This window comes from Janthinobacterium sp. SUN118, assembly GCF_030397695.1.
Lineage (GTDB): Bacteria > Pseudomonadota > Gammaproteobacteria > Burkholderiales > Burkholderiaceae_D > Janthinobacterium.
The window spans coordinates 1,255,117-1,267,339 of record NZ_JAPUBV010000001.1 but is presented as its reverse complement, the minus strand read 5'-3'; the positions used below and the strand labels follow the sequence as shown (position 1 = coordinate 1,267,339).

The 12,223-nt window shown below is 67.1% G+C and carries 5 protein-coding genes; all 5 read right to left on the bottom strand.

Annotation, left to right across the window (positions count from 1 at the left end; translation table 11 throughout):
* The 5 genes from O0880_RS05745 to O0880_RS05725 all read right to left on the bottom strand — a co-directional run bounded on the left by O0880_RS05745 (window position 1) and on the right by O0880_RS05725 (window position 12,070).
* Complete coding sequence (locus O0880_RS05745; protein ID WP_289885555.1) at window positions 1-759, bottom strand: FecR family protein; 759 nt, start codon at window positions 757-759, stop codon at window positions 1-3.
* Entirely contained in the window at window positions 728-6,349 is a 5,622-nt protein-coding gene (locus O0880_RS05740; RefSeq protein WP_289885554.1) for a YDG domain-containing protein, read from the bottom strand. The genes O0880_RS05745 and O0880_RS05740 overlap by 32 nt, the downstream gene beginning before the upstream one ends.
* Window positions 6,350-6,365: 16 nt before the next feature.
* Entirely contained in the window at window positions 6,366-7,976 is a 1,611-nt protein-coding gene (locus O0880_RS05735; RefSeq protein WP_289885552.1) for a ShlB/FhaC/HecB family hemolysin secretion/activation protein, read from the bottom strand.
* A 219-nt stretch (window positions 7,977-8,195) separates the two neighbouring features.
* The gene (locus O0880_RS05730) at window positions 8,196-10,451 is read right to left on the bottom strand and encodes an adenylate/guanylate cyclase domain-containing protein (protein ID WP_289885551.1); all 2,256 of its coding nucleotides are present in this window, start codon (window positions 10,449-10,451) and stop codon (window positions 8,196-8,198) included.
* Window positions 10,448-12,070: an HD family phosphohydrolase gene (locus tag O0880_RS05725; RefSeq protein WP_071322556.1), complete on the bottom strand. Its 1,623-nt coding sequence runs from the start codon at window positions 12,068-12,070 to the stop codon at window positions 10,448-10,450. The genes O0880_RS05730 and O0880_RS05725 overlap by 4 nt, the downstream gene beginning before the upstream one ends.
* Between the last annotated feature and the right edge of the window lie 153 nt (window positions 12,071-12,223).

The window sequence follows — 12,223 nt, the reverse complement described above, 5'->3', positions numbered from 1 at the left end:
TCAGCGCACGACGCAATCGATGGCTGCCGGCCGGGCGCCGCCTGCGGATGCGCCGGAAGAAAGCGGAGAGGCCGAGAAGACCGGCGGCGGCGTGAATGGCAGGCCTGGATTGACGGGCAGCATCACGGGCGGCTGCTTGAAGCTGGGGGTAAAGCCGAACTGGCCAGGGGCAAAATTGAGCGCGCCAGACGGATTGCTGACCTGAATCAGGCCATCGAGCACGTGCACATACAGGCCGGGCGCCACGCCCTGTACTGGCGACGGCGGCAGCGGCGTTGCCGATGGCGCGACGTAGCTGGCAATAAACGTCGTGCCGCGGATGCCGATGGTGGCGGCCGGCGTCTTCATCTCGAAGCGTTCCTTGTTGCGCTTGCCGAGCAATCCCGTCACGGAACGCAAGCCGCCCTTGAGCAGGCTGAAGACGGCATGGTCGCCGTCGGGCTGCTCGGCCGTGTACGTGAATTGCTCGATCACAAAGCTGGTATTCGGCTTCAGTGTGATTTCACTGTTATCGATCAGCTTGATCAAGGCATAGGTGTCCTTTTCCGTCAGCAAGGTATCGCCCTGCTCGACTTCGGACTTGATGGCCAGCAATTTCACCTTGCCATCGGCCTTCTTGACCATCAGCGGGCCGCTCAATTGCAGCACCGTGCCCGCCACCTGTCCGGCCCAAGCGTGCGCGGCCGTGCAGCTCAGCGCCAGCCACAGCAGTGCATGGCTCAGCCATTTAGTTGCAATAGGTTTTTTTGACTGCATCATCGTATTTGTATCCTGTAGATTTATCTGTGGCACCGGCAACATCCTTGCTGTCCGCTTTCTTGTCATCGGTCTTCTGCACCGGAGACGCCGAGGCCAGTGGCGCATTTGCGCGGTCCGCCTGCTTGATGATGCGCAAGGCTTCGTCGATGGCGGCACTCACGCTGCTGTCGATGACGGCCGTGGTGGCGGGCAGGAAGATGGCATCGGGCACGTCCACCGTGCCGCCGGGTGCCAGCAAGCTCACGTCGGCGCGCTGGCGCGCGATGCGCACGCCGGAAGCAGCCGTGATGCCGCCCGTTTTTGCCAGCAAGCTCATGCTGCCCGCCGCCGGCACGGCGAAGCTGGCCGTGCCGCCTAGGCGCACGTTGGCGTCGGCTTGGGCGGCAAAACTGCCGCCGCTGGCGATGCGGGAATTGCCCTCGATGTTGATGTCGCGCCCGGCCGTCAAACTGATGTCGCGCGCCGCCAGCAACTGCGCGCCATCGCCCAGCACCACGTCCGTGCTGGCATTGAGCGCAATATCGTTGCCCTCGATCTTGCCGTTGACGGTGACGGGGCTGTGCGCCGTCAGCGCCACGTTGCCGCCATGCGCATTGATGTTGCCAGCCGAGATGGCACCGGTATTGTCGATGGCGATATTGCCCGCGCCCGTGACGAGCGTGCCCAGCGCCAGGCTGCCGGGAGCGGAAGTATTCTTCAGCGTAATGCCGCCACCCGCGCTATTGCTGGCGCTAAAGCTGCCCACCCGGTTGCCCGCATGGTCCAGCACCACGCCGTTCTGCGCCTGCGTGTCCAGGGTGACAGCGACGATGGCGCCGTCCTGGCCGATGGCGCCGTTCAGGGCGCTCAGGCGCACATCGCGCGCCGTCACACTGGCAAAGCGCAGGTCGCCGCTGGCCTGGCTGATGGCCAGCTGGCCCGCCAGGTTGATGGCGCCGGCCGCCTGGCTGAAGCGGTTGGCGATGGCCAGGTTGCCGTTGCCGCTCAACAAGCCGCCGCTTTGCGCATAACGGTCGGCCGACAGGCTGCCGTTCAGCAGCAAATTGCCGCCGCTGATTTCCAGGCCGGCCAGGCCGCTCAGCACGGAGCGGTCCAGCACGCTTTCACCGAGGGTCAGGCTGCCGCCCGTCAGCAGCAAGCCCGACGCCGAGTTCAGGTTCTTCAGGATGGTGCTGCCGGCTGCCGCGCTGTAGGTAACGATGCCCTTGCTGTTCGAGAAGTCGACGGCCAGCACGTTCGCGCCTTCCGGCACCACGCCGCCATCCCAGTTGGCCGCATCGCTCCACAAGCCGTTGCCGCTGCCTATCCAGGTCGACAATTGTTTTTGCGCAATCGTCGCCTGCGTCGTGCCGCCCGTCGACGTCAGCACGTAATTGCCCGCATCGGCGCCGTCCAGGCCCAGGTTGGTCACGGACACGCTCTTGCCCACGCCCGCATTCTTGTCGCCGAAGCGGGCCAGGGCCGACACGTTCAGGCTGTCGCCAGCGATGCGGTCATCGCCAAAATTCAGCGTGGCGCCCGTTGTGCCGTCGTAGGTCTTGTTGACGCCGTTGAAATGCACGTTCAGCGCGCGCGGCGTGATATCGGCCGTCGTGCTGCCGCTACCGCTGGCCAGCACGTAATTGCCGGCATCGGCGCCCTGCAGATTGCCGCCGCCGTAGCTGTAGTTGACGTTCTTGCCGGCACCCACGTTCTTGTCGGCGAAGCTGGCCAGCGCGCCGGACAGCGCCACCTGGTCATTGCCAACCAGGCCTTCCAGCAGGGCGCTGAGGCTGGCACTGGTCGTGCCGTCGTACACCTTGCCGGCCGCGCTGACGTTGCCCACGTTGAGGACGGCGCGGCCGATGTCGGCAAAGCCGCTGGCGCTATCGGCAACGCTGTAATTGCCCACTTCATTGCCGGCCAGGCTGATGCCGCTGGCGTTGACGGCCTTGCCGCTGCCCGCATTCTTGTCGGCAAACAGCGCCGTGCCCGTGGCGCTGACGCTGTCGCCGTTGACTACGTTACCCAAGGTAAAGGTGGCGCCGCCGAAACCCAGCTGTCCATCATAGACCTTGCCGCCACCGATGCTCACCGTCAGCATGCGCGGCGTGATGGCCAGCGTCGTCGTGCCGCCCAGGCTGATGTCGTACTTGGTCGACCACAAGCCCGTCAAGCCGTACGTGCCGACGTTGCGCGCGCTGCCGTAGCCGAGGCTGCCGTTGGCGCCCGTATCGCCATCGAGCAAGCCGACATAGCTCAGGCTGCCGAGGAAGCTGGCCAGCTGGCCATCGTAGACCTTGCTCGTAGCATTGCCCGACACGTTCACTTGCAGCGGTTTCAGGAAGGCTTTCAGCATCGGCGTCGTGTAGCCGTCGTAGATGCGCCAGACGCTGCCGAAATTGAAATCGTTGAAACTGCCCTGCTGCTGCATCTGCGCCGTCGTGCGGCCCGTGGCGCCGCCCTGGTCCATCTGCGTGCCCGCCGTTTCATAGTTCCAGTAGCCATACGCCACGCCCGCGCCCGCGTCGGCCCGGCCCACCAGGCCGCCCACCGTGCCGCCGGCAAAGCCGCCGCCGGCCACCGCGCCGCTGCTGTAGACGTGGCTGGCGTTGCTGCCCGCCACGCTCCAGCCGATCAGCCCGCCCAGGTTTTCCTTCGTCACGATGGGATCGCTATTCACCGACGCACCGACGGCGCCCGTGGCGTAGGCATCGCTGATGCTGCCGCCATTGCGCCCCACCAGGCCGCCGATAGCCGCCGCGCCGCGGGCGGCGCCCGTGGCGTAGGCCTGCGAAATCGCACCATCGTTGTTGCCCACCAGGCCGCCGACCTTGTCGCGCGCGCCGGTGACGTCGCCCGTGGCATAGGAGCCGTCGATGCTGGCGCCTGCCAGGTTGGCGCCGGCCAGGCCGCCGATGCTGCCCGCGTTGTCCGCATTGACGCCCGTGACATTGCCGCTGGCGCTGGCATTGCGCAGGGTGCCGCCGTTGCTGCCGACCAGGCCGCCGACCGTATTGGCGCCGTTGACCGTGGCGCCGCTGTGCACATTGTCCAGCGTGCCGCCCACGTTCATGCCGACCAGCGCGCCGACATTGTTGCTTCCCGTCACGCTGCCATCTTGCAGCGTGACGTTGCGCACCGTTCCGCCCTGCACCTTGCCGAACAGGCCCACGCCGGACGTCGTCGTCGCATTGCTGGTGTTGATGTACAAGCCCTGGATGGCGAAACCGGCGCCGTCGAACGTGCCCGCATAGCCGGCGCCGTTGCCGCCGGCGATGGCGGCAAAGCCGGCGCCCTGGTTCCAGCTTGTCGTGCCGCTGGCGTCGATATTGCCGGCCAGGCGGTAGCTGTTGCCCAGGCTCAGGCTGCCGATGCCTTGCAAGCCGTAGATATCGGCGATCAGGTAAGGCGATGCGGTGCCGCCATCGCCTCCCGTCGCGCGCAGGAAGCTGGCGCCTGGCGCGATGGCGAACTGGCCGGCGGAGAACACGGCCAGGTTCGGCCCGTTCTGCGTCCAGGCCCCGCCGTCGAGGAAGAAGCGGCCGCCGACGGTGACGGCGCCCGTGGCCGTGATGGCGGAAGCTGAATTGACGTGCAGGTCGCCCGCCACGGCAAGCGCATTCGAGATGTGGATGCCGCCCGTATTGCTGCCGTCGCCGATGCTCAGCGATGCCGCCGCAATGCCGGCCAGCTCCGCCGCATCGAGGCCCAGGGCGCCGCCCGACTTCGTGCCCAGGTCGATGCCGCGCGCACTGCTCAGCGGCTTGAGCGTCACGCTGGCGCCGGCGCCGCTGCCGCCGAAATTCAGGGTGCCGCCGAGCGTGATGCTGTCCGCCTGCAAGGTGACGCTCTGGCCGGCGACGCCGCTGCCGACCAGCCGCGCGCCGCCGCCCGTCAGGTTGATTTCGCCGCCCGCATGGTTGGCGCGCAGGGACAGGTTGCCGTTGCCGACATCGACCACGCCGGTGCCGGCCACGCTGGCGCCGGACAGCGACACGCTGCCGCCATGCGTCGTGATCGCCGCGTTCAGGTGGACGTTCGAGCCGGGGCCGTACGCGCCGCCGCTGCTGGCGTCGTTCGCCGACAGGGTCACGCTGCCGCCGTTGGTGCTGATGGCCGCGTACACGTTGATGGTCTCGCCGGCCGTGGCGCTCAGGCCGATGCCGGGATTGACCATGTTGACGGCGCTGCTGAAATTGATGCGGTGCTGGGCCTGCAAGATCACATTGCTGCCGGCGCCCGAGATCACGTCGGCGCCGATGCTGGTGCTGCTGGCAGGCGGGCCTTCGGCAAACTCGTCCACGTCGCCGAGGTTGCCGCCGCCGCCCTGCACCACGTCGATATCGTAGGGGTCGAGCAGCCAGGTGCCGCGCTTGCCGCGCCCCGCGCGCGCGCCCGTATCGACGCGGATGCCGTCGACGGCCAGCGCATGGCCCGACGTTTCCACGAAGCCGCCATCGCCGCCCTGCACGCCGCCGCGCGCGGAAATGCTGCCGTGCACCTGGGCCGTGTCATTGCCCCAGGCGATGACCTTGCCGCCATTGCCGCTGCCGGTGGCGTCGGCCGCGATGCTGGCGTCCTTGCCGACAAGCACCTGGCGCGCATTCTGCACGGCCGCATTCTTGCCCTGGTAGTCGCCGCCCAGCAAGACCGTGCCGCCGCCCGTGGCGCCGCTGGCATCGATTTTCGCGTTGCCCAGCAAGCCCACCTGGTCGCCCAGCACGCGGATCTCGCCGCCCTTGCCGGCCGCGCCCGTGGCGCTGGTGACGCTGCCCGCCTCGAGCAGCGCCTTGCCGCTGGCCTTGAGCACGATCTTGCCGTTCTCGCTGACGACGGCGCTGTTCGCGTTGAGCACGCCGCGCTGGCTGAGCAGGGCGCCGGCCATGCCGATGCCGCCACCCTGGGCGATGATCTGGCCCAGGTTCAGCGCCCGGTCGTCGGGTGCCGACACCAGCACGCGCAACTCGGGGTTGCCCGGGTCGGCCAGCTGCACGCTGCGCCCGGCCGCCAGGATCACTTCGCCGTTCGGCGCCGTGATGATGCCCGTGTTTTCCACGTTTGGCGCGATCAGCAGCACTTGCCCGCCCTTGCCCGCATTGATCACCCCGGCATTGCCGACGGCGCCGGCCACGCTGCCTGCCGTAAACTGGCGCTTGCCGGCCAGGAAATCCTCGTTCGACATGCCCAGACTGGACGCCACCAGGCCATGCACGTCGACGCGCGCGCCCTGGCCGAAGACGATGCCGTTCGGATTGATCAGGAAGACCTTGCCGTTCGATTCCAGGCTGCCCAGGATCTTGCTGGGGTCTTGTCCCGTAATACGGTTCAGCACGGCGCTATTGCCGTTTTGCTGGATGAAGCGCGTGATCTCGCCCGCATGGATGGAAAAGCTTTGCCAGTTGATGATGGTGTTGGGCGTGTTCGTGATCGAAAAGACGTTGCCCTGCTGGTTGAACGTGGCTTGTCCGCTGACCACTTGCGGCAGGGTCGGGTTGGCCTGCGCCGCGCCGAAGCAGCCGGCCAGCAGCAGCGCCAGCGCCGTGCGGCGCAATGGCGGCCCGTACGGCGGCGGGGCGGAAACGGAAGCGGGGTGGACGTGATTGTGCATGGTGTTCATCCTGATACTAGTAAGCCAAGGCGAGTCGGAAATGCAGGCGGTTGGCGCCGCGCTGTCCCGTGTCGCCGCCATTGACGACATGGGCGTAGTCGAGTTGCAGATTGGCGTAGCGGTTCAGCATCAGGCGCAGGCCGAGTCCCGCGCTGCCTATGCCCTGGGAAGCGCTTTCGCCGGGCAGCGCATGGTTGCGGCGCAGCCATGCCGTGTCGTAGAAAGCCAGCGCGCGGCATTGGTAGCCGAGGGCCTGGCCGCACCAGTTCGGCGTGTACAGTTCCAGGTTCAGGCTGGCGCCGGAGTCATTCGACACCTCGCGCTCGGCAAAGCCGCGCACGGACGCTGCGCCGCCGGCGCCGAACTGCTCGCCGGGCACCAGCGCGTCCGGCGTGGCCTGGGCGTTGAACAGGGCACGCCACTGCCAGTCGTTGCTCAGTACGCGCGCCGTGCTGGCGCTCAGGCGCAAGGTGTTGTAGCCAGCCTTCGCATGCGCGCGCACGCGGTCGAAATCGGCTTGCGCGCCATGCTTCCCGCCGGGAATATTATGCGCGAACGTGACGGCCACGCTGGTCTCGCCTGTTGGCAGGGTCCAGTTGCCGATGTAGCTGACGCTGAGCGGATGCACGGTGACGTCGGCGCCCAGTTCCATGCCGAACAATTGCACGCTGTTGCGGTAGGCCTTGTAGTCGATGCCGTACACGAGCTTGGGCTCGAAATCGTCGCGGCGGGCAAAGTTCTGGTTGTAGCGGATGCCGGCCATGCTGCCCTGGCCGCTGACGGCCAGGTCGAAAATGCCGGCCGAGACGCTGCCCGAGTCGACATTCGAATAACTGGCGAAAAAGTCCATCGAGTCGCCCAGCGCATACAGCGGCAAGTGGTAGCCGGCGCCATACACGCCAACCTTGTCCGGCTTTTCCAGGCTGCTCGTGTACTGCAGGCTGGCGACATGGTCGCGCCCCCACAGGTTGGCATGCTGCAGCACCACGCCCACGTGCGTCTTGCCCGTCTGCGCGTTGCCCGTGTTATCCACGTTGAGCATGGCCTTCCAGGCCTTTTCATCGGCCACCGCGACGATGGCGTCGATGGCGCCCGCCTGCTCGTCGGCCTGCAGCCGTACTTCGATCTTGCGCGCCGGGTTTTCATTGGCCAGCCGCAGGCTTTGCGACAGGGCGTTCAAATTCGGCGTCTCGCCTTCGCGCAGGGCCGGCAGCGCGCGCCGCACGTTGGCCTCGTCGACATGCACGTTGCCGCTGATGGCGACCTTGCCCAGCGGCGTTTGCAGCACGCTCAGGCGCACCACGCCGCGTTCCAGTTCCTGTTCCGGCAGCTGCACCTGCACGGCGCCGTAGCCACGCGCCCGGTAGGCGGCTTCCAGCGCCTCGACGGCACGCGCGAGGTGGGAAAAATCGCGCTGCGGTCCCGTAAACGGGGCCAGCAGCGCCTGTACCTGGGCGTCGCCGAGCAGGGTATTGCCCTGCACGTCAAAGCGGCTGATGTCGAAATGCGGCACGCCATTGTCCTGCGCGGCCGGCGTGGCCTCATCCATGGAAACGGCAGCGCCGGCGGCGCCGACGGCGAACAGCAGCGCGGAACCCGCAAGCAGGTGCACCAAACGATATGTCATGTGAAGGATTTCTTGTGTAACCGGACAAGCGCTTGGCCCCGCAGGCGCCAGCGGCACTCTATCCGGCAATGGATTGAAGACAAATTTTAGACGGCTTTTAGTTTCCAGTCAGAAATTTCTGACGTTTTCTTGCGAATTTCATGGCGTTGCTGCCTACATCATGCAGACAAACTGGAAAGATGATGGAATTGACAGCAGTTTGCAAGGCAAATCAGATGGTTACTTGCTACTCAAGGCCGTCACGCCATCCCAGCCGGCCGGCGGCGGCGCGGCGCGGTAATGCGCCAGGCGCGCCACATACAGCCGGTACACGCCGTCTTCGGGGAAATCCGCCTGCAGGCTGGCGACCTCGGCCGCCGCCGCTTCCCAGTCGCGCGCGCGCAACAGGGCCAGCGCGGCATGCCAGCGCGCCAGCTGCGCCAGCTCCTGCGCATCGGCGTCGGCCAGCAAGCCGCGCGGCTCGAAGATGGCCACCGCCTGCTGCTTGCCCTGCACGCGCACCAGGTCCAGTTCGCGGTACAGGAAGTCGCCCGCCGCCGCGCGCGTGGCCGCCCCCGCGACGATGCCCACGCCATACAGCTTGCTGGCGCCCTCCAGGCGCGCGGCCAGGTTCACGCTGTCGCCCATGACGGTATAGGCGCGGCGGATGCGCGAGCCCATGTCGCCCACATGCATGGCGCCCGTATTGATGCCGATGCCGATGCGCAGCGGCGGCCAGCCGCGCGCGGCGAAGTCCGCATTCAGGCGCGCCGCGCTGCGCTGCATCAGCAGCGCGCTGGCCACGGCCCGGCTGGCGTGGTCGGCAAAGGCCACCGGCGCACCCCAGAAGGCCATCACGGCGTCGCCGATGTACTTGTCGAGCGTGCCGCCATGGCTGTCGCGGATATCCTGCGACATGGCCGTCAGGTAGGTATTGATGTATTCGCGCAGCGCGGCCGGCGCCAGCTGCTCGGAAATGGCCGTGAAGCCGCGCACGTCGGCAAACAGCACCGTCAATTCGCGGTTCTCGCCATCCATGGTGTAGCGCTGCGGATTGTCCGCCATCTCGGCCACCAGTTCGGGCGCCACGTATTCGCCGAAGCGCGCCACCAGCGCGCGCCCCTTGCGCACCTCGAAGAAGTAGCCCCAGGCCAGGTTGACGATGAACAGCGCGACGATCAGCAGCAGCACCACGGCGCCGCCCAGCACCAGGTCGCGCGCCGCATACAGGTACAGGTTGACGGCGATGGCGGCGGCCATCGCCCCCAGGGTCAGCAGCATCACGCCGGCCGGCGGCAGCACGGCCAGCGCACCGGCCAGCAGCAGGCCCACCGCCAGCACCTGCAGCAGTTCGAGCGCCAGCGCGTAATCGGGCCGCGACTTGAAGCGTCCATCGAGGATGGACTTGATCAGGTTGGCGTGCACTTCCACCCCCGGATATTCGGCGTTGACAGGCGTGGCGCGGATATCGTTGAGGCCGGGCGCCGTGGTGCCGACCAGCACGATGGCGCCCTGCAGCAGCGCGGGCGGCACGCTGCCGGCCAGCACGTCGGACGCCGAGACATAGCGGAAGGCGCCACCGGCGGGGCCGCCCGTGCCGCGGTACTGCACCGTGGTGGTCAGCGCCTCGCCCACGGGAATGGCCGTCGCCCCGCGCGGCGCGAACAGCACGATGTGTTCGAGTCCGCCGTTGGCCAGTTCGCGCGCCGACAGGGTATCGGCCGTGGCCGTGAAGCGCGGGGCGATGGCGCGCGCCTGCAGGTAGACGGCGGCCGTGGCCAGCGACAGCGAGGGATAGTAGCCGTCGCCGATGCGCTGCAGCAGCGTCGAGGAGCGTACCACGCCGTCGGCGTCCGTCAGCGCCGTGAAGATGCCGGCGCCGCGCGCGGCCGCCTGCAGCGGCGCGATATTGGCTTCGTAGCCGGGCGCCGTGTAGGCCGTCACCGTGCGCCCGTTCAGGTCTGCCACGGTAAATGCGGGAGCCGGCAGCACGCCCTTTTTTTGTCGCTCCGAGACGCTGTAGCCGAGCACCACGGGCTGGCCGCGCATGGCGTCGGCGAACTGGCCGTCGTAATCCATCGCCGGGCGCAGTTTTTCCAGCTGCGCCGGCAAGCCCGCCACGCCGGCCAGTTCGCCGCGCGCCAGCGTTTCGAGCACGGCATAGCCGGAACTGGTGTCCGCTTCGGGAAACGAGATATCGAAACCCAGCGCCGCCACGCCATAGTGGCCGGTGAGCTGGCGCACCAGCTTTGCCTGGATGTCGCGGCTCCACGGAAAACGCCCCACCCGGGCCAGGCTCTTTTCATCGATGTCGACGATGACGATGCGACTGTCGAGCTGCGGCGCCTCGGCGCGCATGCGCCAGTCGCCGAGCATGGCGTCGAGCCGCGCGATATTCGCGTTGCCGGCCAGGCACAGGATGGCGGCGGCCACGGTCAGCGCCACGCCCAGCAGCCAGCGCGCGCCATGCTTGCGCAGGGCCGGCGCCAGCTTCAAGGGGTATAGCCCGGAATGGAGGCCTCGTCGACGGCATCGATCTGGCTCGGATGCATGTGCTTTTCGGCGAAGGTCAGGTAGACCTTGCTGCGGATGAAGACATCGAACAGTTCCGGGTCGATATGCCCGTTCAGGCTGAAATTGCCGAGGATGCGCAGGGATTCGGACAGCGACTTGCCCTTCTTGTAGGGCCGGTCGCGCGCCGTCAGCGCCTCGAAGATGTCGGCGATGGCCATCAGCCGCGCCGGCACCGACATCTGCTCCTTGGTCAGGCCGCGCGGATAGCCTTTGCCATCCATGCGTTCATGGTGGCCGCCCGCGTATTCCGGCACCTTCTGCAGGTGCTTCGGCCATGGAAGCGCTTCGAGCATGCGGATCGAGACGCTGATATGGTTGTTGACGATGGCCCGCTCGGCCGCCGTCAGCGTGCCGAAGCGGATGGTCAGGTTTTCCGTCTCGTCGGCATCGAGGAAGTCGCGCAGCTCGCCGTCGGCCGCGCGCCAGCGCCGGCGCGCGATCTGCCGCACCCTTTCCTGGTCGGCCGGCGCCATGCCTTCGCCGCCCACGTTGGCGCGGCGGATGAAGTCGCGCTCCTCGCGCAGCGCGGCCTGCTCCTGCTCCAGCGCCTGCGCGATGGCGTCCTGCTGCTGCGGCTGCGCCGCCTGCTGGCGCAAGGCCGCGATCTCGGCGTCGCGCAGCAGCACTTCGTAGCGCGTGTCGATCAGGGCGATGCGGTCGAAGATGGTTTCCAGCTTGGTGGCCTTGTCGACCACGTGCACGGGCGTGGTGATCTTGCCGCAGTCGTGCAGCAGGCCAGCCAGCCACAGCTGCTTGCGTTCATTGTCGCTGAGGCGAAACTGGGCCAATGGCCCGCTGTCGGTCGCATGCGCGGCGTCGGCCAGCAGCATGGTCAGCTCGGGCACGAACTGGCAATGGCGGCCCGTGTACGGCGACTTTTCATCGATGCCGATATTGATCAGGGTGACCAGGGACTCGAGCAGCTCTTCCAGCTGGGAGATCAGCAGCTGGTTCGTCAGCGCCACGCCCGCCTGCGCCGCCAGCGCCTCGATGAAACGCTGGTCGGTGGAAGAAAACGCGCGCACCTGGCCCGTCTCGGCATCCTTGGCGTTCACCAGCTGCAGCACGCCGATCAGGTCGCCCTCGTGGTCGTTCATCGGCACGGTCAGAATCGACTGCGTGTGATAGCCGTGGTGGCGGTCGAAGGCGCGCATGCCGGAGAAATTGAAGGCCTCGTCGCGGTAGACGTCGGCGATATTCACGCTGCGGCGCTGGTTGGCCGCATACGCGGCCACCGAGGCCAGATTCGGCTGCCCGGCGCCATCGAACAGCGGCACGCCTGGCAAGCCGATGTCGTTGCCCTGCCCGATGCCCAGGCTGTCGTTGACGCTGATGTGGAAATCGAGCTGGCGTCCGTCCGCGGCGGGCCGGTACAGCGTGGCGCCATCGGCCCCGCTCATGCTTTTTGCCAGCAGCACGATGCGCTGCAGCAGCGGTCCGATGTCGCGCCCCTGACCGCCCAGGCCATCGCCTAGCGCGACGCTGAGCTCGGTCAATTGCTCCAGTCTGTGGGCGATTTTCTCAGGGTGCAGCTGAGGCATATGGGACGCGATCAGGTAAGGAAAAAGGGAAGTCGGCAAGCGCCAGTGTAACGGCCACCCCGCGCACTGTACATTACTCAATTACATCAAAATGAAATAAATTGCCGTGTTGCAACACACACAAATATTGCCGCCAATCTCATTAATTAGAAT

Bases quoted from the DNA above. Each gene is read 5' to 3' on its own strand.
- O0880_RS05745 (WP_289885555.1), bottom strand. From the start codon at position 759: ATGATGCAGTCAAAAAAACCTATTGCAACTAAATGGCTGAGCCATGCA.
- O0880_RS05740 (WP_289885554.1), bottom strand. From the start codon at position 6,349: ATGCACAATCACGTCCACCCCGCTTCCGTTTCCGCCCCGCCGCCGTAC.
- O0880_RS05735 (WP_289885552.1), bottom strand. From the start codon at position 7,976: ATGACATATCGTTTGGTGCACCTGCTTGCGGGTTCCGCGCTGCTGTTC.
- O0880_RS05725 (WP_071322556.1), bottom strand. From the start codon at position 12,070: ATGCCTCAGCTGCACCCTGAGAAAATCGCCCACAGACTGGAGCAATTG.